The organism is uncultured Maribacter sp., assembly GCF_963974015.1.
GTDB lineage: Bacteria > Bacteroidota > Bacteroidia > Flavobacteriales > Flavobacteriaceae > Maribacter.
Map to the genome: position 1 here is coordinate 70214 of NZ_CAXBBZ010000011.1, position 23814 is coordinate 94027.

18 protein-coding genes are annotated in these 23814 nt (G+C 36.4%); 9 read left to right on the forward strand and 9 right to left on the reverse strand.

Features of this window, described 5'->3' with window-relative positions; genetic code table 11:
* Complete coding sequence (locus AACZ41_RS13610; RefSeq protein ID WP_339629076.1) at positions 1 to 1026, reverse strand: phosphatase domain-containing protein; 1026 nt, start codon at positions 1024 to 1026, stop codon at positions 1 to 3.
* Positions 1027 to 1238: 212 nt separating this feature from the next.
* Here AACZ41_RS13610 and AACZ41_RS13615 point away from each other — a divergent pair, with 212 nt between their 5' ends.
* The gene (locus tag AACZ41_RS13615; protein ID WP_339629077.1) at positions 1239 to 1940 is read left to right on the forward strand and encodes a TonB family protein; all 702 of its coding nucleotides are present in this window, start codon (positions 1239 to 1241) and stop codon (positions 1938 to 1940) included.
* A gap of 60 nt (positions 1941 to 2000) precedes the next feature.
* Here AACZ41_RS13615 and AACZ41_RS13620 read toward each other — a convergent pair whose 3' ends face one another.
* From AACZ41_RS13620 to AACZ41_RS13635, 4 genes are all read right to left on the reverse strand, one after another.
* Positions 2001 to 4424, reverse strand: coding sequence for a sodium-translocating pyrophosphatase (locus tag AACZ41_RS13620; RefSeq protein ID WP_339629078.1), 2424 nt, complete (start codon positions 4422 to 4424; stop codon positions 2001 to 2003).
* Between the two features lie 115 nt (positions 4425 to 4539).
* Positions 4540 to 5067 carry an inorganic diphosphatase gene (locus AACZ41_RS13625; RefSeq protein WP_079513354.1) on the reverse strand — a complete coding sequence of 176 codons (528 nt, stop codon included), beginning with the start codon at positions 5065 to 5067 and terminating at the stop codon, positions 4540 to 4542.
* Positions 5068 to 5139: 72 nt separating this feature from the next.
* A complete protein-coding gene (locus AACZ41_RS13630) occupies positions 5140 to 7641 on the reverse strand; it encodes a DUF5686 family protein (protein WP_339629079.1) in 2502 nt (833 codons plus the stop codon).
* Positions 7642 to 7747: 106 nt separating this feature from the next.
* On the reverse strand, positions 7748 to 8725 hold the full coding sequence (locus AACZ41_RS13635; RefSeq protein WP_339629080.1) for a pyruvate dehydrogenase complex E1 component subunit beta: 978 nt from the start codon (positions 8723 to 8725) through the stop codon (positions 7748 to 7750).
* Positions 8726 to 8897: 172 nt separating this feature from the next.
* Between AACZ41_RS13635 and AACZ41_RS13640 the strand changes: the two genes are divergently transcribed.
* From AACZ41_RS13640 to AACZ41_RS13665, 6 genes are all read left to right on the forward strand, one after another.
* The gene (locus tag AACZ41_RS13640) at positions 8898 to 9638 is read left to right on the forward strand and encodes an electron transfer flavoprotein subunit beta/FixA family protein (RefSeq protein ID WP_339629081.1); all 741 of its coding nucleotides are present in this window, start codon (positions 8898 to 8900) and stop codon (positions 9636 to 9638) included.
* 39 nt (positions 9639 to 9677) lie between these two features.
* The gene (locus AACZ41_RS13645) at positions 9678 to 10646 is read left to right on the forward strand and encodes an electron transfer flavoprotein subunit alpha/FixB family protein (protein ID WP_339629082.1); all 969 of its coding nucleotides are present in this window, start codon (positions 9678 to 9680) and stop codon (positions 10644 to 10646) included.
* An 86-nt stretch (positions 10647 to 10732) separates the two neighbouring features.
* Complete coding sequence (locus tag AACZ41_RS13650; RefSeq protein WP_339629083.1) at positions 10733 to 11362, forward strand: bifunctional nuclease family protein; 630 nt, start codon at positions 10733 to 10735, stop codon at positions 11360 to 11362.
* 17 nt (positions 11363 to 11379) lie between these two features.
* Positions 11380 to 12849, forward strand: a complete 1470-nt coding sequence (locus AACZ41_RS13655) for a nucleoside transporter C-terminal domain-containing protein (protein WP_339629085.1) — start codon at positions 11380 to 11382, stop codon at positions 12847 to 12849.
* 186 nt (positions 12850 to 13035) lie between these two features.
* Positions 13036 to 17022: an alkaline phosphatase PhoX gene (locus tag AACZ41_RS13660; RefSeq protein WP_339629086.1), complete on the forward strand. Its 3987-nt coding sequence runs from the start codon at positions 13036 to 13038 to the stop codon at positions 17020 to 17022.
* Positions 17023 to 17149: 127 nt separating this feature from the next.
* Entirely contained in the window at positions 17150 to 17974 is an 825-nt protein-coding gene (locus AACZ41_RS13665; RefSeq protein ID WP_339629099.1) for a thymidylate synthase, read from the forward strand.
* A gap of 897 nt (positions 17975 to 18871) precedes the next feature.
* Here AACZ41_RS13665 and AACZ41_RS13670 read toward each other — a convergent pair.
* Both AACZ41_RS13670 and AACZ41_RS13675 read right to left on the reverse strand, forming a co-directional pair.
* Complete coding sequence (locus tag AACZ41_RS13670; RefSeq protein ID WP_339629087.1) at positions 18872 to 19168, reverse strand: isoamylase early set domain-containing protein; 297 nt, start codon at positions 19166 to 19168, stop codon at positions 18872 to 18874.
* A gap of 148 nt (positions 19169 to 19316) precedes the next feature.
* Entirely contained in the window at positions 19317 to 20402 is a 1086-nt protein-coding gene (locus tag AACZ41_RS13675) for an aminotransferase class V-fold PLP-dependent enzyme (RefSeq protein ID WP_339629088.1), read from the reverse strand.
* 55 nt (positions 20403 to 20457) lie between these two features.
* Between AACZ41_RS13675 and AACZ41_RS13680 the strand changes: the two genes are divergently transcribed.
* Positions 20458 to 20847, forward strand: coding sequence for a 2TM domain-containing protein (locus AACZ41_RS13680; RefSeq protein ID WP_339629089.1), 390 nt, complete (start codon positions 20458 to 20460; stop codon positions 20845 to 20847).
* Positions 20844 to 21359: a dihydrofolate reductase gene (locus tag AACZ41_RS13685; RefSeq protein ID WP_339629090.1), complete on the forward strand. Its 516-nt coding sequence runs from the start codon at positions 20844 to 20846 to the stop codon at positions 21357 to 21359. The genes AACZ41_RS13680 and AACZ41_RS13685 overlap by 4 nt, the downstream gene beginning before the upstream one ends.
* Here the strand turns inward: AACZ41_RS13685 and murI are convergent.
* Together murI and pafA are read right to left on the reverse strand one after the other, a co-directional pair.
* The gene (gene murI, locus AACZ41_RS13690; RefSeq protein ID WP_339629091.1) at positions 21346 to 22134 is read right to left on the reverse strand and encodes a glutamate racemase; all 789 of its coding nucleotides are present in this window, start codon (positions 22132 to 22134) and stop codon (positions 21346 to 21348) included. The genes AACZ41_RS13685 and murI overlap by 14 nt on opposite strands.
* Position 22135: 1 nt before the next feature.
* Positions 22136 to 23803: an alkaline phosphatase PafA gene (pafA, locus tag AACZ41_RS13695; protein WP_339629100.1), complete on the reverse strand. Its 1668-nt coding sequence runs from the start codon at positions 23801 to 23803 to the stop codon at positions 22136 to 22138.
* Positions 23804 to 23814 lie beyond the last annotated feature (11 nt).

The window sequence follows — 23814 nt, forward strand, 5'->3', positions numbered from 1 at the left end:
TTAGATAAATCCTTTTTCTTTAGCATGCGCTATTGCCTCCTCTGTTTTATTTACCATTAAAAAAGGAATATCCTTGAAGTCTAAAAATAGATTTTCAATCCGTTTCATACGTTTTGAATGGTTTACACTACGCAGGTATATTGCTTTAATCCGACCCGGAAACAAGCTAGAAATTTCTTGATAAATATCTCCATCTTTTTCTCCACTATCACCAATTAGTATAAATGGCAAATTAGGATACGCTTTTAGTAGATTACTGATTTCTCTTTGCTTTTGGGGTTTCTCGTCATTCTTTTTGCGCATTCTAAAACTAGCCATACTGCGTAATAGAATAGGACCTTTGGGGAAGTTATTCGTTTTTAAAAAGAGTTCAAGATATCGGTATAAATTCCAAGGGCTATGGCTCACATAAAATAAAGGGTTTGCTTCACTTCCTGTTTTCCCATTATGGAGTTTCATATAAAAGTCCGAAGCCCCTTCAAGTTGTCTGCGCTTAGTGGCCCGCTTAAACATGGTATTAATGATTACCTTCCATTTCAATGAAGAAACTACACCGGTGTGCAGAATGGTATCGTCTATATCACTGATGACCCCGAATTTAGCATGCTCACTAGGAATTAGCATTTCACCAGGGAATCGATTTTGTAGTACTATTTCCCTTTTCAAATTTGGATCGTTGAATGACAGTTCAAAATTTAACCAACCCTCATCATTAGCCAAGTTTTGAAGTCCCTCAATATCTGTATCAATTAAATAATATCCATCATCATCAGTAGCACCCTCTACCGTTTCTCCATTTGCAAAAGTAATTTTAAGAGCTGTATTTCTTATTTCATCCGTTTCAAAACGCTTCCAAGTATTCCCCATCAAATTGAAAATTCCTTTTTGATCCAGATCAATATTTTCATCCTCAATAGCACGACCACGCACATACAAACGGCTTGCAGTGCCATATGACTGAAAATTAATAATTTGAAGTTTGTCTTTCTTAAAAATACCCATGGCGTTAAAATTACGGTCTTTCAACAACCTTTTAAATTTTTATTTCAACAAATACAGCTTTTATATCTCTGCTTAAACCATTTATGACAGGAATAATCAGATTTAAAAGACATTTCCCTCAGTCAAAACTATCATTGGCTCATTACTCGTTTCACAACCTCTTTCTAAGGAATAGCTTTATAAAAGCAAAAGAATAATAACCGTACTTGTTCTCAACAAGTCTAAATTTCAAAATTATGGAACCAAAAAAAAATCCACAGAAAGACCTCAACAAAAAAAGCAGCATGTATTTCGTATTCGGACTGCTATTAGTATTAGCTATGGTATATGTAGCTTTAGAATGGAAAACTTTTGAATCTGATATTTATATAGATCAAGCTATGAACACCAAAGAGAGTGAAATAGTAGAAGACCCTGTTGAGAAGTTCAAAATAGAAGAACCGAAAGCAAAACCAGTTTTACCTCAAGAAATTAAAATTGAAGAAAATGATACTGAAGTTGAAGAGACAGAGATAATTGCAATTGAGGTCGATGCCGATACGGAAGTCTTAGAAGCTTCAGATTTAGAAGTAATTGACGGACCAGACGAAGTAGAGGTAAATTGGATTACTATTGAAGAAGTTCCCGTTTTTCCAGGTTGTGAAGATGAAAAGGACAAGAAAGCTTGTTTTAATAACATGATGCAAAAGCATATTCGAAAAAACTTCAGATATCCAGAATTGGCTCAAGAAATGGGGCTTAAAGGTAGAGTAAGCACTCAATTCATCATTAATAAAGATGGAAGTATTGGTACTATTCGCAAAAGAGGGCCACATGAATTACTAGAAAAAGAAGCAGCACGCATACTTTCTAAACTTCCAAAAATGACACCGGGTATGCAAAGAGGTAACGCAGTAAAAGTTCCTTTCAGTATTCCCATTACTTTCAAACTACACTAGGTTAAAGCATAAAAAAACCATCAGCAATGCTGATGGTTTTTTTGAAATTACAAGTATCAACTATTTGTTAATCTCTACTTTTTCAATAGTAACTTCAGTTGCTTTTCCTTTTTTAAGAACATTTGCATTTTCAAATTCAGCCAATTTCGCTTCTACTTCAGCTTTGGTTCCATTATAAACCACTTCTTCAGTAACCGCTTCGCCATTAACTGTTGTTGTATACGTTACTACTGCTTCTGCTAAATCTTGATTCTGAACATTTAACTCCACCGATATTTCCTTTGTATCGTTTTGCATTGCAACACCTTCTTCGGCATGTCCACCCAATATTGGAGCAATTACCAACCCAATTAAACAGGTTAATTTAATTAAGATGTTCATTGAAGGACCTGATGTATCTTTAAAAGGATCACCAACCGTATCTCCCGTTACTGCAGCTTTATGCGCTTCAGAACCTTTATAAGTCATTTCACCGTTGATCTCAACACCTGCTTCAAAAGATTTCTTAGCGTTGTCCCAAGCACCACCAGCATTATTCTGGAAAATAGCCCATAATACACCTGATACAGTAACACCTGCCATATAACCACCTAACATCTCAGCAATAGCCAATTTGTTCATTCCGAATAATAAAGGAGCGAAAGCAATCAATAACGGAAAACCGATAGTCAATAAACCTGGCAACATCATTTCCCTAAGAGAAGCTTGTGTAGAAATAGCAACACATTTATCATATTCTGGCTTACCAGTACCTTCCATAATACCAGGAATTTCTTTAAACTGACGTCTAACTTCCTGAACCATTTCCATTGCAGCTTTACCAACAGCGTTCATAGCCAAGGCTGAAAATACCACTGGCACCATACCCCCAACGAATAACATCGCCAATACTGGAGCTTTGAATATATTAATACCGTCAATACCAGTGAATGTTACATAAGCAGCAAACAATGCTAAAGAAGTTAATGCTGCAGAAGCAATAGCAAAACCTTTGCCAGTAGCAGCCGTAGTGTTCCCAACAGAATCTAATATATCTGTTCTTTCTCTTACTATAGGCTCTTGCTCACTCATTTCAGCAATACCACCAGCGTTATCAGATATTGGTCCGAAAGCATCAATAGCCAATTGCATAGCTGTTGTTGCCATCATTGCCGATGCCGCTAACGCCACACCATAAAAACCTGCAAATGCGTAAGACGACCATATAGCAGCCGCAAATAATAATACAGATGGGAAAGTAGAAATCATACCTGTCGCCAAACCTGCAATTATATTCGTACCAGCACCTGTAGAAGATTGTTGTACAATCTTTAAAATCGGTGCTTTTCCTAATCCTGTGTAATATTCAGTTACAGAAGAAATAACGGCTCCCACTACTAAACCAACCAAAGTGGCATAAAATACACGCATTGAAGATATTTCTAATATACCTTCACCGAAGAATTCCATTTTCATAGTTTCTGGCAGCATCCAAGTCACCAATCCAAAACAAGAAATAGCAACAAGAACAATTGATGTCCAGTTACCAATATTCAACGCACCCATAACTTGGGCTTCCTTAGCATCGTTGCTTTTTATTTTCACCAACATGGTACCGATGATTGATATAATGATACCTGCACCGGCAATTGCCATTGGCAATAAAATAGGACCAATACCCCCGAAGGCATCAGAAATACTACCACCCATATCCTTTATTACATAATTGCCCAAAACCATAGCGGCTAAAACTGTAGCAACATATGAACCGAATAAATCTGCTCCCATACCTGCAACATCACCAACGTTGTCACCAACGTTATCGGCAATAGTCGCTGGGTTACGAGGATCATCTTCTGGTATTCCTGCTTCAACTTTTCCTACTAAATCTGCACCTACATCGGCAGCTTTCGTATAAATACCACCACCTACCCGTGCAAACAATGCAATAGATTCAGCACCTAATGAAAAACCTGCAAGAGTTTCAAGTACAATAGTCATATCCATAGTCGTAGTCCAAACACCTCCCATAAAAAATTGGAAGAATAAAATGAAAAATATGGTAAGACCAAGAACTGCCAAACCTGCAACGCCCAGACCCATAACGGTTCCACCACCAAATGAAATTTTCAATGCATTAGGCAAACTTGTACGGGCGGCTTGTGTAGTACGAACATTCGTTTTAGTAGCAATTTTCATACCTATGTTTCCTGCAAATGCCGAAAAAATAGCTCCAAAAATGAATGCTACCACAATTAACCAATGTGTTGTTGGCACTACAAATGAAACTATTGCAAGTAAAACACTCACTATTACTACGAAAATGGATAAAAGCTTATATTCTGCACTTAAGAAAGCTAACGCGCCTTCATAAATGTAATCTGATATTTCTTTCATTTTTCCATCTCCGGCATCTTGTTTCATTACCCAAGACCTCTTGATACCCATATAAATTAGGCCTAAAACAGCCATTACTATTGGCATATAAATCATTAGTGACTCCATTTAATCTGTTGTTTGTTTAGTTATAAAATTAGCGCGGCTAAAGTAGTAAATTAGAATAGAATAAAAAAAGCCACTTTTTAATACAAAAAGTGGCTTTAAAATGTATTGAAATTATTTAAATCACAAAAGTGCGCTTTGCTTTATGCTCACTTTCGTTATATCTCTTCACACATTCGTGATATATTTCTATTGCTTCTTTAGCATCACCCCAACCGCCAGTATCTACTTTTTTCTCTTCTAAATCTTTATATACCTGAAAGAAATGTTCAATTTCTTTCAATCTATGCGGGTTTAAATCGCTGATATCATTGTTATTGCTCCATATTGGATCAGAAACCGGCACACAGATAATTTTTTCATCCGGCCCTTTTTCATCGGTCATATGAAACACACCTATTGGCTTCACTTCCATTACTGTCATTGGGTAGGTTGGCTCCGTTCCCATTACCAAAACGTCAAGTGGATCCTTATCTAAGGCCAATGTTTCTGGAACAAACCCATAATCACCTGGGTACATCATGGAAGAAAAAAGCATACGATCAAATCGTATTTTATGTAAAGCAAAATCGTATTCGTATTTATTTCTACTTCCTTTCGGAATCTCTATTAACACATCAAAGGTCAATCCTTTAGCTGCTGCCATATTTTAAGTTGTTTAATTTATAGTTGTCTATGAAACGGTACTTCTCTGTTATAATTGTAAAAAATAAATGAATTAAAAGACAAATCCAAACGTTCCGGTAACTCCGAACGGCCTTGCTTCTGGATTATCTAAATAATTACCTCTAAAATTAAAATCTAATCTAAAGATCTTGAAAATATTACCTATACCGAAGGAATATTCATAATATATCTTTTCTGATGGAGCACGCAACGGTGTATTTGCCGTAGCTGCCGCACTTAATACTTTGTTAGCATCAGACAAATCGCCCCAAACTCCACGAATCGCCACAATCTCTCTAAGATTATATTTTCTAAGGAATGGTATTCTTGAGAAAAATCGTCCATTAAAATTATGCTGCAAATGCACCGCAGCATAAGTATCGGTTACAAATTCGTAAAAATCTAAATTTGGAAACGTCCCGTAATTTGAGAAAAAAGTTTGATTCCCTGGCACCACACTTAAAAGCCCTAAAGGTACTTCTCCGAATGTTTTACCAAGCTCTACAGTACTTAACAACCTACCAAAACCGCCTAGCTGCCAAGGCTGACTATATGAAAATTGAAGCTTACTATAATCAAAATCACTATCAAGCACTCCCTTTATTCCTTTGGTGTAGTTCAGTAATATGGTACTATAAGTATCATTAACATCACGACGCTCAACACCATAACCAATGGTCTTCTTACCCGGTGTATATAGAATTAGCGCATTGAAATCGAATTGTCGTATTTCAGATGAAACCCCTGTAGGTGATTCTGGATCCACATAGTCCAAACTAAAATCATTTGGCAAAGCAGAACTTAATGTTCTAAAGGTACCTCCTGCCGAAAACTTAAAATTAGTTAGCGGTTCAATTTCGAAATTAAGAGCACTCAGGTTAATATTGGTCAATCGATTATTGGCGCCGACCGTTAATAATGATGATGAGGCAATACTGCGACCCAAAACATCATTTGTCGCCGTTAAACTAACACCAAGTTGTTCAATATCTCTTCTATTCCCCCCTGATACGATTAACCTACTATTTCTATCTACTAAAAATTTACCGGCAAGGCCATGTTTAAATTTATGATCTTTAAATCCGTATGCCGTATAACCTTCAATTCGCCAAGGGTCATTTTGACCATAATATGTTCTTGCCCCAACTCTTACCCGAGCACCTTCAGCACTATTGTATCCGAAGAAATCATAAACCGAACCTAAATCTAGATTCCATTTATCCATTTCAACATAACCAGACCCTAATATACTTACGAAGTTATAATATGATTTAAATTTAGGAACCGTCTTTAACGTATCTAATAACTTGTAGATTCCTTTTTCATCTTTATTTAAGGTTTCTAGTCTATTTTTCTCCCAAAACGCATCATCTTTCAATATTTGATTAACATCTAATGGATTTCGTTCTTTTCTATAGGCCTCCCTTGGCTTAGGTTTATTAAAATCATAATTATCATAAACCGTTGTTCGTTTACCATACAAACCTCTAGACTCCTCTTTCTTGTTAAAACTGAAATCACTTAACATATAATCTCGCTTCAGAAGAAAAACAGAATCATTAACTACTTCAAAATCTTGTTCAATATAAATCTCTTTAACCCAGTTGATATTTGCACTTTTGGTAACCTGTAGATTTATATTTTTAATGGCGTATGTGGAATCATTCACCCAAAAATCACCTTTAAATGTCAGTTCGTTTTTACGTCGAGGGTAGTATACTATATTATAACACCATTTATTATCTATAAAAGCGCTATCGCGCAATGCATAATTATAGGTATCAACACCAGTTCTTGACAAAGGACTAGTAAAACTTTTATCGAAAAATTTCAGGTAATTATTATAAACATCATATTCCTGATATAAATCCTTTACAAAAGCGATAATAGCTTGGTTGTTTTCAAAACCCGAATTCTTATTCCCTAAAACATCTTCCTTTTCCTCATTCAGTTTATTATCACCGTAGACTTTAGAAAAGGTTTCATTCAAGAAAATAGGCAAATAGGTTTTCCCCGTAACCCTAGAAGTGTCCAAATCTTGAAATACAAATTCTAATCCTTTAAATATTTTACTCTTAATTAAAGAACTATCTATCGTATTTAAATCAAACTCAACCTTTTCATATTTATCAAAAGCATACTGATTGAATTGCCGAACCCCGTTTTGCCTTTTCTTTGCCCAAATTTTACGAAGAATATCTACAGCCGGATTATTCTTTTTAGATTGTTTACCTGCTATTAATACTACCTCGTTAAGTTGCTCGGCCGACTCAGCAAGTATAATTTTTAAATCATACATAACTTTTGAAGTAAGTTCAAGCTCATATTCCGTATATCCTATAAATGATATGATTGCTTTAGTATAGTTGTTTTCAGATTCTAAATAAAACCTACCATCATCATTTGTGATTGTACCCTCTGTAGAATTTTTAAACAAAACATTCGCAAACGACACTGGTTCGCCTTGTTCATCTATGACTATACCCCCAACTTTGGTTTGAGCGTGAGTGATAAAAAAACAAAAACTGACTATTAAAAAGAATATATCTTTCATCAAAAATTTTGATTGTCCTGCATTTTTTAAATCAAATTACCTATCAATAAAAAAAGCTTCTCCAGACTTGGTCGGAGAAGCTAAGATACTTTTACAAAATTGTATTTTATTTATATAACACTTTTTTAACAGCAGCAACGACATCTTCGTAATTCGGCAACCATTCTTCCAATAAAACTGGTGAGTAGGGTGCCGGAGTATCAGCTGTGTTAATTTTAACAACAGGAGCATCTAAATAATCGAAAGCATGTGCTTGAACATGATATGTAATTTCAGTGGCAACATTACCAAATGGCCATGCTTCTTCTAAAATTACTAAACGGTTTGTCTTTTTCACAGATTTAAGAACAGCCTCGTAATCTAATGGCTTAACGGTTCGTAAATCTATTATTTCACAACTAATACCTTCTTTCTCTAGTTCATCGGCTGCTTTATCAGCTTCTTTTATGATCTTACCAAAAGAAACTATCGTAACATCTTTACCTTCACGACGAATATCAGCAACACCTAATGGAATGGTATATTCTCCTTCTGGAACTTCACCTTTATCACCATACATTTGCTCAGATTCCATGAAAATGACTGGGTCGTTATCACGGATAGCCGCTTTTAACAATCCTTTTGCATCAGCCGGATTAGATGGCACAACAACCTTTAAACCAGGACAGTTGGCATACCAACTCTCAAAAGCTTGGGAATGCGTTGCCGCTAATTGACCTGCTGAACCTGTTGGCCCTCTAAAGACTATAGGGCAAGGAAACTGGCCGCCTGACATCTGTCTGATCTTAGCAGCATTGTTTATAATTTGATCTATACCGACCAACGCAAAGTTGAAAGTCATAAATTCAATAATCGGCCTATTCCCTGTCATGGTAGAACCAACTCCTATTCCTGCAAAGCCAAGTTCTGAAATTGGTGTATCTATAACCCTCTTAGGTCCAAATTCATCCAACATACCCTTGGAAGCTTTATAGGCGCCGTTATATTCTGCTACCTCTTCACCCATCAAATAGATAGACTCGTCCCTTCTCATTTCTTCTGACATCGCCTCGGCTATCGCTTCTCTAAATTGTAGTGTTTTCATCTATGGAAAATATTAATCTTTGTTATATGCTAGAAAGCAAGCAAAAATAGGAAATATAATGTCAATTAATAGAACGCTGTATTTAAAAAAAGTTATAAAATTTACTATGCATGCATAGTAAATTTAGAATTAAATAGTTATCTTCGTCGTCATTGAATTAAAGTTTTTACACATGAAGATATTAGTTTGTATAAGTAATGTACCAGATACTACCTCTAAAATAAATTTCACCGATGGCGATACTAAATTCGACACCAATGGCGTGCAATTTGTTATTAACCCAAATGATGAATTCGGTTTGACAAGAGCAATGTGGTTTAAGGAAAAACAAGGAGCTACGGTACATATCGCAACCGTTGGCGGCCCAAGTGTTGAACCTACGATGCGTAAAGCACTAGCTATTGGCGCAGACGAGGCATTTAGAATAAACGCTGAACCTACCGATGGTTTTTATGTTGCGCAACAATTGGCCGAAGTTGTTAAAAACGGAGGTTATGACCTAGTGATAGGCGGTAAAGAATCCATTGACTATAATGGTGGTATGGTACCTGGAATTTTGGCTTCACTATCTAACATGAATTTTATAAACTCTTGCATCAACCTAGAAATTGATGGTGACAATGTTACGGCTGTAAGAGAAATTGATGGAGGCAAAGAAAAATTAAGCAGCTCACTACCTCTAGTTGTTGGAGGGCAAAAAGGTTTAGTGGAAGAAAGTGATTTACGTATACCGAATATGCGTGGCATTATGATGGCTAGAAAAAAAACCTTGAGTGTTTTAGAACCTGTAGATGGTATTAAAGCAACTGAAGACAAAAAATTCGACAAACCAGCAGCAAAAGGCCAGGTTAAACTTGTCGACAGTGTAGACCAATTGATCGATCTACTACATAATGAGGCTAAAGTCATTTAATATCCCGCAAGTCGGCTACTAATTAAAAAGAAAGAAAAAATGTCAGTTTTAGTTTATACAGAATCAGAAAAAGGAAAATTTAAAAAGAACGCACTTGAAGTTGCTTCTTACGCATCAGCTGTTGCAAAAATGATGGGAACCACTGTTACCGCAGTTGCCTTCAATAGCACCGATACTGAAATACTAGGTAATTATGGTGTTTCTAAGGTTTTAAATGTTAAAGATGAATCTTTAACTACATTTAACGCCGACGCTTATGCTGCATCTATTGCACAAGCTGTTATAAGTACAGATACCAAGGTTGTTATTCTTAGCTCTAGCACTGATACCAAATATTTAGCTCCATTATTGGCCGCGAAATTATCTGCTGGGTACGCACCTAACGTGGTACAAGCCCCTGAAAGCACCTCTCCATTCATGGTAAAAAGAACCGCTTTCAGTAATAAAGGATTTGCCCACACTCAAATTGATACTGATATTAAAATTATTGGTGTATCTAACAATGCATTTGGTGCGCATGAAAGCAAGACCGATATTACGATAGAAGAAATTAGTAGTACTTCGGATGAAAATACGAACAACACTAAATCAGTAGAAATCGACAAAGTTGTAGGTAAAGCTACAATTGCAGATGCCGATATTGTGGTATCTGCAGGAAGAGGATTGAAAGGTCCAGAAAATTGGGGAATGATTGAAGAACTTGCCGATATACTAGGTGCTGCTACAGCATGTTCTAAGCCAGTTTCTGACCTTGGCTGGAGACCACATGGCGAACATGTTGGTCAAACAGGTAAGCCCGTTGCAAGTAATCTTTACATCGCTATTGGTATTTCTGGAGCAATTCAGCATTTGGCAGGAGTAAGCGCTTCAAAAACAAAAGTTGTTATCAATAATGATCCAGAAGCACCATTTTTTAAGGCTGCAGATTACGGTATTGTCGGCGATGCCTTTGAAGTAGTTCCACAATTGATTGAAAAATTAAAGGTTTTTAAAGCTCAAAACAGTTAATTTTTTGTTATTTTGTGCCCCTTAAAGGGCTGTTCAGATAGTTGGAGCCCCAAGTATTTTGAACAGCCTTTTTTAGTTAAAAATATATGAGTCTAGTACGTTTAAAAATAAAAGGTATTTCTTATAGCCAAACTCAAAATGGTGCCTATGCACTTATTTTGAATGAGGTAGATGGTGATAGAAAATTACCAATAGTCATTGGTGCTTTCGAAGCTCAATCTATTGCGATCGCTTTAGAAAAAGAAATAAAGCCTCCAAGACCCTTAACACATGACCTTTTTAAGAATTTTTCTGATAGGTTCGATATTGTTATCAAACAAGTTATTATTCACAAATTAGTGGATGGCGTTTTTTATTCTAGCATCATTTGTGAAAGAGATGGTATCGAAGAAATTATAGATGCTAGAACAAGTGATGCCATAGCATTGGCTTTACGTTTTAATGCTCCTATCTTCACCTACAAGACTATATTGGATAAAGCTGGAATTTTTCTAAAATTCTCCTCAAAGGACAAAGAGAAAAAAGATAGTGATGATAGTATAATGGTAGACGAAATTCTACAAGAAGGTGAAACTATAGAAATAGAATCTGGAGCTTCCGACGGATATACAGAACTAACGATTGATGAACTTGAGGTAGAATTAAAAAAGGCAGTCGCCAATGAAGACTACGAAAAAGCGGCGAAATTAAGAGATGAAATCTCTAAGCGCAACTAAATACTAAATTACAATTTATGAAAAAGGGCAAATGGTTGCTATTTTTTGCACTTCTAATTTCTACTTTAAATTTTGCCCAAGATGCTGAAATACCTATTAAAATAGACAATTCAGTAGATTCCACTTTACTACAGGATACTAATATTTCTATTGTGGAAAATGCTACCGTAGTAGCTAATGAAGGGCTCTCTGCAATAAGCTTAGGCAGGGGTATTTTAGGTATGGCAGTGCTGATTTTAATTGCTTTTCTATTCAGTTCAAATCGCAGGGCCATCAATTGGAAAACAGTTGGCATAGGGCTCGCCATACAACTTGCTTTAGCCATAGGTATTTTGAAAGTCCCTTTTATAAGGGCCATCTTTACTGTTCTTGGCAAACTATTTAACGAGATATTGAACTTTACCGTTGCCGGTAGTCAGTTTTTGTTAGGTAATCTAATGGACCTCAACAACCCAAATATTGGTTATGTTTTTGCCTTCCAAATTCTACCTACCATCATATTTTTCTCTGCGCTTACCTCTGTATTATTTTATTTAGGGGCGATTCAAAAGGTGGTAAAAGGATTGGCATGGCTCTTGACTAAATCCTTAGGCATATCAGGTCCAGAAAGTCTTTCTGTAGCTGGAAACATATTTTTAGGTCAGACAGAAGCACCTTTGATGATCAAAGCCTATTTAGAGAAAATGACACGCTCTGAGATTCTATTGGTAATGATTGGGGGTATGGCTACCGTAGCAGGTGGCGTATTGGCCGCTTATATTGGTTTCTTAGGAGGAAATGATGAAGCCCTAAGATTAGAATTTGCCAGACATTTAATTGCAGCATCGGTAATGGCAGCGCCAGGAGCCATTGTTGTTTCTAAAATACTGTGTCCACAAACCGAACAAGTAGATACCAATATCAAAGTTTCAACTGAAAAAATAGGAACTAATTTGTTGGATGCCATAGCAAATGGTACTACCGAAGGGCTTAAGCTGGCGGTCAATGTCGGGGCGATGCTATTGGTATTCGTTGCTTTTATTGCTATGCTTAACGGAATTTTTGGCTTTATTGGTGATATTACAAACCTAAACCAATTCATCGCAGCCAACACATCCTTTGAAAAACTTTCTCTTGAAGCTATCTTAGGTACAATTTTCGCACCGTTGATGTGGCTAATTGGTGTAGCTAATGAGGATATCGCCTTAATGGGGCAATTATTGGGAATTAAATTGGCTTCTAGCGAATTTGTAGCATACACACAATTGGCCAACCTAAAAGATTTGACCAGCGCACCTCACTTAGGGTACCAAAAATCAATAATTATGGCCACCTATATGCTTTGTGGTTTTGCTAACTTTGCTTCAATAGGCATCCAAATAGGAGGTATTGGTTCACTTGCACCAGGACAACGAAAAACCTTATCAGAATTTGGAATGAAAGCTGTTTTAGGAGGTTCTTTGGCATCCTTACTTTCTGCAACCATTGCAGGTATGATTTTAGGATAAATACATAAAATAAATAATCATTATACTAATTATCAAAGACATATGCATTTTTAGCATTCTTTATATGTACTTAATCGATGTAAATGATTTACTTCATTATTATTAAATAACTTTCCATTCCCCTTATTAAATTTCAACTTTTCAGTACCTTAACAAAGGTACTTGAAGCAAAATCTTATAATTGGAATGAAGTATTTTTTTATATTTTTTCTCTTGCTACCTTTAAGTGGCAAAACTCAAAACATTGGAGATTTCATTTCGGTTAATCCAGTATCTCAAAATTCTAATTTTGTATTTCCCTCTACCCATACGTTTCAGTCGATTATCTCAAGAGGTGATGCGTTAACGCAAGGTGGAACATTACCTGGAAATACAGACTTCACTGGCTATGTTCCCATTGGAGGAAACAGCGAAAATGGCTACCTAAGCATTAATGCAGAAATTGCTCCAGGCGCTGTATCCATTTTAGATATTAATTTTAATCCAACCTCAAAACTTTGGTCTACCTCCTATTCACAAGCTGTTGATTTTAGTGATTATGTATTAACTGCTGCGAATTGCTCTGGAACTGTAACCCCATGGAATACTATAATAAGTTGCGAAGAGTATACATCAGCAGAATTGTTTCAAAATCAGTCGATTCCCGTAGACCTCAATAATGATGGCTACCATGATTTAGGCTGGGCAGTGGAGATAAATCCTGTCACCAAAACGGTGATTGATAAACGATGGGCTTTAGGAAATTTCAAACATGAAAATTTAGTCATACATAGTAATGAAAGAACAGCTTACCAAGGTGCTGATGCTGCAGTAGGGTATCTACATAAGTTTGTTGCTGATAGCCCACAAGATTTAAGTAGTGGTAAACTTTATGTATATAAAGGTTCTAAAAACGGACCAGGAAATTGGATTCTATTAAATAATACCACAAAAGAGGAACGAAACACAACTGTTGGCCAAAGCGCTGCGGTAGGAGCTACTGTTTTTAATGGCATAGAAGATGTAGAAATTGGACCTGACGGCTTCATTTATTTTGCGGTAAAAAATGAAGACCAAGTATATCGATTTCAAGATTCTGACCCAATTTCTGGAACAACAGTAATTAATATGGAAACCTATGTTGGCAATAAAACATATAGCATTAATCATTCCGGTGGCCCAACTAGTGTGAATTGGGGTTATGGAAATGATAACTTAGCTTTTGACAATGATGGCAATCTTTGGGTTTTACAAGATGGTGACAACAACTATATATGGGTCGTTAAAAACGGACATACCCAGGCCAACCCAAAAGTTGAAGTTTTTGGAATAGTACCGACTGGTGCAGAACCTACCGGTATTACTTTTTCGCCAGATTACCGATTTCTGTTTATGTCCATTCAACATCCAAATGGTTCAAATAGTTCAACAACGCAAACCGATGCTTCAGGTACCGAAATTGCTTTTGATAAGGACACAAGCATCGTCATCGCATTGAATTCAAATTTAGGAGCAACAACCGAAATCGTATACACATGGTACTTAGATGCAGACGGAGATGGACATGCAGTTGTAACAACTATTGATAGCACTATCAGTCCTGGTGAAGGCTATACAACCACTCAACTACCTTTGGGTGATTGCAATGATAATGATGCATCCGTTTTCCAAGAATCGACTTGGTATTTGGATGTGGACGGTGACGGACATTCTACTGGTGCTTCCTTGCAAAGTTGCTCAAGCCCCGGAAATGGATATGTCCAAACGGTGATCTCAACAAATGATTGCAACGATAACGACCCTAATGTGTTCGAAGTTTCAACTTGGTATCTTGATGCCGATGGTGACAACTATGCCGTTACACCAACAATACAAAGTTGTAATTCTCCAGGAACGGGATATACCCAAAACGTGATGCCCTTAACGGATTGCAACGATAATGACCCTAATATATTCGAAATTTCAACCTGGTATTTGGATACTGATGGGGACAACTATGCGGTTGCACCAACAATGCAAAGCTGCAACTCTCCAGGGCCTGGATACACGCAAAATATACTCCCTTTAACTGATTGTGACGATACCAATCCTAATATATTTGAAGTTTCAACTTGGTATCTTGATGAAGATGGTGATGGTTACGCTGTTGCACCAACAATACAAAGCTGTAATTCGCCCGGAACCGGATATACAAAAACCATTCTTCCCTTAACGGACTGCAACGATAACGACCCAAATGTGTTTGAAGTAACCACTTGGTACTTGGATTCGGATGGCGACAACTATGCCGTTGCACCGACTGTAGAAAGCTGCAATTCCCCAGGAACGGGCTATACGCAAAACATTCTTCCCTTAACGGACTGTAATGACAACGACCCTAATGTATTTGAAGTTTCGACATGGTATTTGGATGCCGATGGCGACGGACATGCAACCGGAATCTCTGTACAAAGCTGTGCAAGCCCAGGAACCGGGTATGTCCAAACAGTAATCTCAACAAACGATTGCAACGATAACGACCCAAATGTGTTTGAAGTAACCACTTGGTACTTGGATTCGGATGGTGATGGTTACTCTGTTGCACCAACAATGCAAAGCTGCAACTCTCCAGGGCCTGGATATACTCAAAATATACTGCCTTTAACGGACTGTGACGATACCAATCCAAATGTATTTGAAGTATTGACATGGTACTTGGATGCAGATGGGGATGGACATGCGACCGGAATCTCTGTACAAAGTTGTGCAAGCCCAGGAACCGGATATGTCCAGATGGTGACCTCTCAAAACGATTGTGACGATACCAATCCAAATGTATTTGAGGTTTCTACTTGGTATCTTGATGAAGATGGTGATGGTTACGCTGTTGCACCAACAATACAAAGCTGTAATTCTCCAGGGCCTGGATATACTCAAAATATACTGCCTTTAACGGACTGTGACGATACCAATCCAAATGTATTTGAAGTATTGACATGGTACTTGGATGCAGATGGGGATGGACATGCGACCGGAATCTCTGTACAAAGTTGTGCAAGCCCAGGGACCGGCTATGTACAAAGTATAACGTCCCAAAGCGATTGTAACGATAATGATGCCTCAGTTTTTGAGACCTCGACCTGGTACAGGGATGCAGACGGCGACGGATATACCACTATCGAAAGCATTGAAAATTGCGGCAGCCCCGGAGAAGGATACGTAAATATATCTTCTTCAATTGTGGATTGTGACGATAACGATGCATCCGTTTTCCAAGAGTCGACTTGGTATTTGGATGTGGACGGTGACGGACACTCTGACGGAACCTCGGTCCAAAGCTGCAATAGTCCAGGGACCGGCTATGTACAAAGTATAACGTCCCAAAGCGATTGTAACGATAATGATGCCTCAGTTTTTGAGACCTCGACCTGGTACAGGGATGCAGACGGCGACGGATATACCACTATCGAAAGCATTGAAAATTGCGGCAGCCCCGGAGAAGGATACGTAAATATATCTTCTTCAATTGTGGATTGTGACGATAACGATGCATCCGTTTTCCAAGAGTCGACTTGGTATTTGGATGTGGACGGTGACGGACACTCTGACGGAACCTCGGTCCAAAGCTGCAATAGTCCAGGGACCGGCTATGTACAAAGTATAACGTCCCAAAGCGATTGTAACGATAATGATGCCTCAGTTTTTGAGACCTCGACCTGGTACAGGGATGCAGACGGCGACGGATATACAACTATCGAAAGCATTGAAAATTGCGGTAGCCCCGGTATTAACTATATCCTTACACCTTCTGATAAAATTGACTGTGATGACGAAAATGAACAAATAAACCCTGAAACAATTTGGCAATTAGATGCTGACAAAGATGGTACAGCAGATAATGAAGAATTCATAGTTGATTGCATATCTCCTGGTGCTTTATTTACCAATAATATTCTCGTGCCATATACTATTTCCGATAAAATCATTGCATATCCTAATCCCACAACAGAAGCTATAATAATTGACCTCGGTGAGGTTAAATCCATCATTGAATTAACATTGGTTAATTCTTCTAAAAAATTAGTGCTTACCAAAAACTTCCAAGGCCAGCGCTTTTTAACTATTGATTTATCAGCTATAGCTTCAGGCGTTTATTTTGTTGAAATTATTAGTCAAAAAGAAATAATTGGAACTCATAAAATAATTAAGCTCTAAATCTTTATTCTTGATTTGGTTAATAAATTCTTATAACCCGTTCTTTAATTCTTTTTCGAAAATTTAACTAAACTGTACTTTTGTGCGATATCGAAAATTCATTTTCGATGCTAATACAAACGATTTTATGAAACAATACCACGACCTTTTAAAACATGTTCTTGAAGAAGGCAACCAAAAAGGTGACCGTACAGGAACTGGAACTAAAAGTGTATTTGGTTATCAAATGCGATTCGATTTAAGTGAAGGTTTCCCTATGGTTACTACCAAGAAATTACATTTAAAGTCTATTGTATATGAATTGCTATGGTTCTTAAAAGGTGATACTAATATAGAATACCTACAAGAGAATGGTGTTCGAATTTGGAATGAATGGGCAGATGAAAACGGGAATCTCGGACCTGTATATGGACACCAATGGCGTAATTGGAACGATGATGAAATTGATCAAATTAAAGAAGTTGTTCATTCATTAAAAACAAACCCAAACAGCAGAAGAATGTTGGTTTCTGCCTGGAACCCTAGTGTACTACCTGATACCTCAAAATCTTTTTCAGAAAATGTAGCGAATGGAAAAGCCGCCCTACCTCCATGTCATGCCTTTTTTCAATTCTATGTTTCAGACGGAAAACTTTCCTGTCAATTATATCAAAGAAGCGCAGATATTTTCCTAGGCGTGCCATTCAACATTGCATCTTATGCCCTATTCACAATGATGATGGCTCAAGTTTGCGGACTTAAAGCGGGTGATTTCATACACACCTTTGGAGATGCCCATATTTATAATAATCATATGGAACAGGTTGAATTACAATTAAGCAGAGAACCTAGACCTTTACCAAAAATGAAAATAAACCCTGAAGTAAAAGATATTTTTGATTTCAAGTTTGAAGATTTCACATTGGTTGACTATAACCCACATCCTCATATAAAGGGAAAAGTTGCAATCTAACTTATGAGTATTAAAGCCTTTTACTTTTTTACATTTTGTATTTTTATACCTATGACTTGTTAATTACAAAATAATTCAATTTATTTTTCTCAAGAGGAAATAGTGATTGACGAATGTGCTAAAGCCATTGATAAAAATGAATGCTTAAATAGTAAAATAGAGAAAGAAGTTCTCAGTGTCCTTGAAGATCTAGTAAAGAAAAAAGTGAGGAGATTGACACCTTAAAAATGAACATCAGATTTAACATGATAGAATATTCACTTCTATTACTGACAAAAAGCTGAAGAGTAAGTTAAATAAAGACCTAAACAAGAGAATTTACGGCTTGCGTGTTTTAAGGGTAGACAATAAAATACCCGCCAATTACAGACCAGAATACTACCTGAATTATTATTTGGCCAGCAATAGTCAACTAATCAAAATTTCAGGAGATTGTAGCTGCATTCTTAATGGCGGTATTATTCTACAAGTGCCGCTATTCCTATACCAACAAGGGAGTTGATGATCTATCAGATAAATGAACATATTGGTCATCGATTTAATCACCCAAAAGAAGCTATTGCAAAAAAATGAGTGATAGAGTTAGCATTATTACATATTGACAAAAACAAAAATGTAGGAAACAAAAAAACTATAGGGCCTGCGCCTATTCTTTAAAATGAGGCTATTCTTATAATTTCGTTGCCACCAAATTTTCAGCCAGGACTTCTAAATGGTATTCCCAATAGAGTTCCCTATTCTATTCCAATTACATTTAAGCTGCAATTGTAGTAGTTTCTTAAGCACATTCTAAAGCTTAGCAAAAATTTATACTTGCCTTACCGATAATAGGTATAGAAACACAAAAGGCGCGCCACTTCAAGTAGTACGCCTTTTATTACTTATATCAATGTATTACTACAATTCTAATACAGCATTATCAGAACCAGCAAATTCATTCCATTGGTAACGGTCAGCCTCTACCTCATTTACATACTCACCATCTACCAAGTACTTAAACTCAAAAGAATTTTCTTTAGGAAGGTCAAAAGTTCCTTTAAAAGTCCCGTTTTTTAATTTTTTCAATGCGCTAGCTTTTGGGCTCCAGTTATTAAAGTCACCGACTACGGCTACTTTTTTTGCTTCCTCTGCAGGAACTGTAAAAGTTACCTTACACACAGGTTTTGTTTTTAAATATTGTTTTGCAATTGCCATGATATTAATTTTAAAATTCACCGCAAAACTAGCACAATAAAATACTCATTTCCAACACTTAAACCATTTTTATGAAATTGATAAAAAATGAGGTCTTTTTATAGTTGCTATAGAATTAAACCCTACTAAAAATGTTTTTTACGAATAGCTATCTACTTGTTTTTAAGATTTTTATAATAGAATCGATTTCACTTTCGGTATTGTAAAAATGGAAACTTAAACGTACACCTTGCCCTCTTTGCGCACAATAGACATCATTAGCCAATAGATGTTGAAAGATTGAATCATCTGCTCTAATATTAAAGATTGTGCTATGCGATTTTCTTTCTATAAATTTCTCATCTAAAAGTCCTAATGCCTGAAATTCACTTTTTGCCTTTTCTGATAATTTTCGGTTTTGGCCGGTTATTTTGTCCATCCCGATTTTCGTGAAATAATCCAGTGAAAATTTCAAACTTCCAAAGTTTAAGGAAGACAAATGACCTGGTTCAAATAATTTAGCAAACCGTATTGAATTCTTCTTATCTAAATCTCCATTTGCAGCATTAAACCCTATATTCTTAATAGAAATCTCCTCTTTAACACGGTCAGAAAAAAGCATAAATCCGTTACCATAACCAGCCAACAACCATTTATACGCACTTGCTCCTACCACATCGATACCTGAGTTATCAAAATCAAACTGCATACTACCACAAAACTGAGTGCCATCTGCAATAATCAATATATTTGGAAACTTACCTTTTAATCGCTTTAAGAACTCTAATTCAATAGAAAAACCATCTAACCATTGCACTAGACTTAGAGCTAGAACATCTATATGTTCCTTCTCAATTGTTTCTTGAATGCGGTCTTCTAAATCAGATACCATTCTAAGATAATGAATATCAAAACCACGGTTCTCAAAACCCCAATTAAGAGAAGGATAATCATTTTCTATAAGAAGTATTTTTTTCTTCGGATGTAAACCTTCCAACAAGACATTTAGCCCCGTAGAAAAATTATTTACCAATGCTACATTCTCACGTTTGCAGTTAAAAAAAGCACCTATAGCTGTTCTTGTATCAGACAACAATTTTAATGTTTTAACTCGCATATCGCTACCGTGAACTAGAAAGTCAAGATCGTGTTCTTGTCTCCAATCCAATAACGATTCATACAACAGACCGTAAACTGCCGTATTTGCATAAACACCTTTTCTTAAAACGGGAAATTCCTTTCTAAATTTTTCCATAGTATATTGAGTAAAACACATTTCCTGTATCTTTGAATCAAAGATAGGAAGAGCTATGTTTTCCAAAAATAAAAATACCTCCAAATTAGATTTAGAGCAACATGAACTTTTAGAAAATGCTCAAAAAAGGATTCAGCAAAAAAAACGACTTTATACACATTTCGTGGTTTTTTTAGTCGGTAGCGTTTTCTTGGTGCTTATTAATAAAATTTTAAAATACGGTCAGGAATATAATTGGTTCATTTGGGCTATTACCTTCTGGGCTTTTCTTTTTGTTCTTCACATTTTTAATGTTTTCATCACCAATAAATTTATGGGTAAAGATTGGGAACGTTCTCAGCGTGAAAAATTAGTGCAAAAGCAAAAGCAACGAATAAATGAAATGAAGAAAGAAATCGAATTACCCACTATAATTGAATCGGAAACTAAAAAAAAACTGTTTTGAGAACGCTTATAATGATTGCCGCTGCGGCAGAAAATAATGCCCTTGGAAAAGACAATGAACTTCTATGGCACCTACCAGATGATTTTAAACGTTTTAAACAACTGACTACTGGCCATAAAATAATAATGGGAAGAAAAACCTATGAAAGTTTTCCAAAGCCCCTACCCAATAGAACCCATATAATAATAACCAGAGACAAGGATTACTCCGTTAGCTTTGAAGATGTTATTGTCGTTCATTCATTAGAAGAAGCACTCGCTCTAATGAAAAATGAAATTGCATTCATAATCGGTGGCGGGGAAATTTATAAACTGGCTGAAAAACAATCAGACAAAATAGAACTTACCCGAGTACACGCAAACTTTGATAATGCCGACACTTTCTTTCCTGAAATTGATGAAGATTGTTGGATGATGACAAAACAAGAATTTCACCCAGCAGATGAACGACACAAATTTTCATTCACCTACATCACTTTCGAAAGAAAGGATAATTCCCTTAAAAATCTTTAAAAGAAACGGTTACGTTTAATTTATTTGAAGGCAATATATTAGATAAGACCTTTGGGTTTTTATTTGTAAAAAATTGATGTACTCCACATTTAGAAGAATTGGACAATAAATCAAATTTTTCTAAAACCGATTTGGTTTGTCGAGCAACCGCTTGACCAGAATCAATTATTGTAACATTTGCTGGGAGCATTTTTTTTAAAATCGGAATCAAATAAGGGTAATGTGTACAACCCAGCACCAAATAATCCATCCCCTTTTCAAGCATGGGTAAAATATAGCCCTCTAAAAGCGTATATAATTCATCACTTTCCAAATTTCCTTGTTCAATCAACTCAACTAAACCAGTACCGCGTTGTTCTAATACGGTAATACCCGCTGCATGATTCTTTGTGGAACTGTGAAACAAACTACTTGACAAGGTTCCTTTTGTAGCAAGTACTCCTACTATTTTTGACTTTGAGTTTATTGCAGCAGGTTTTAGTGCTGGTTCAATACCTATAAAAGGTACTTTATAATTCTCACGCAGGTAATCAATCGCATTAGTTGTTGCCGTATTACAGGCAACTACAATGAGTTTACATTTAAGACCCAATAAAAATTCTGTATTCTTAATACTGAGCTCTAAAATTCGTTCTTCAGATTTCTCACCATATGGAGCATTCCTGCTATCGGCCAAATAAATAAAATCTTCATTGGCTAAAAGTTCTTGAAGTTCACCCCAAATGGATGTTCCTCCAATACCAGAATCAAAAATACCTATTGGCCTACCATCCATATTACTCCAATACCGCCGTTATAGGTTTACCATTAGTGCCACTTGGGAAAGAAATTCCCAAAAGGGCAGATAATGTAGGGGCAATATCTGGTATTTCGGTTCGGTTAACGGTTGACCCAGGCTTTATACCCTTTCCATAAAATAATAATGGGGCATGAGTGTCATAAATCTGAGGTGAACCATGTGTTGAACCGGTAGTGCCATATGAAATAAATCCTGGTTTTAAAACTACTAAAACATCGCCTGATCTTTTCTGATTGTACCCATTCTGTAAAATGTAAGGGATACCAGTGGTGTATTCATTGTTCCACATTTGATTTGCTGTATATACCCTATCTATACCATCATACCCTAAAAATTCTTGAGCGATTTCCACTTCAACATCGGCTAAATTAAGATCTAGATTCTTTACTATTTTATGATCTAAAAATATTTGATTGTTAGAATAGTTTCTTACAATATCCTGTGTACCATAAGTGTATTTCAAAAATTCCGCAAGCCTTTTTTTATTTGATGCATTATCTATGTAACCGGCAGGTATTTTTTGATCTTTTAAATAAGTAGGAACTTCAATCGCTGCGTGATCTGCTGTCAAGAACAATGTGTATTCACCTTCACCAACATTCTTATCCAGTGCTTTAAATAATCTTGCCAAATCTTCATCCAATCTCAAATAGGTATCCTGAATTTCTTTAGAGTTAACCCCATACATGTGACCTACATAATCGGTACTAGAAAAACTTATCGCTAGGAAATCGGTTATTTCATCCTTACCCAAGCCTTCTTGTAGCAAGGCCTCTATTGCAAAATCAGCAGTTAGAGAATTTCCGAAAGGCGTTCCTTTTATAATATCAAAATCTTGAGTTTTATTTAAAAGTGCGGTTGTACTATGCGGAAAAGTAGGTGTTGCTTCTCCTTCAAACAAGCCTTCATATGCATTGTCATCTGTTCCACTCTCCTTGTATTCCTTAATATCTTTCAATGTATTCCATGCCTTTTTATAAGATTGAGCTTTACCGGAAGAATTAAAATTCATCACCCATTTTGGAAGTTGTTCCATATAATATGAACTAGTTATCCATTTACCCTCATTTGCTCCGTGAAACCAATACGCAGCATTGGCGGTATGCCCACCAGGTAAAACAGCACCTCTATCTTTCAAGGCAATGGCTATTGTTTTACCTCGCATTTGATTATTTAATCTTAATTCATCTGTGATTGTTGTTACTATCATTCTATGAGGAGACATTTGCCCTGCGTTAGAAGTTGTACCCACAGATGTATATGAAACATCTGACGCGCAATACACATCGGCATCTAATTCCTTATCATACCAATTATTACCAATAATTCCATGTACAGAAGGGGTTGCTCCCGTATAAACAGATGTATGGCCAGGGCCAGTACTTGTAGGTGCATAATTGAAATGATTGTTCTTACAGTTAAAACCTTGCTCGACCAATCTTTTAAAACCATTTTTACTAAAATGGTCATAAAAACGTGTCAAATAATCGTAACGCATTTGATCTACCACAATACCTACTACTAATTTCGGCTTAAGCTTTAACAGCTCATCACTATTATTGTCTTTTGCCCTATTTTGAGCGGATAAATCAGCAGTAAATAGAAGTATCCAAAAAAACAACGTAATAATAAAATAAAATCTCATTTTCATACTTA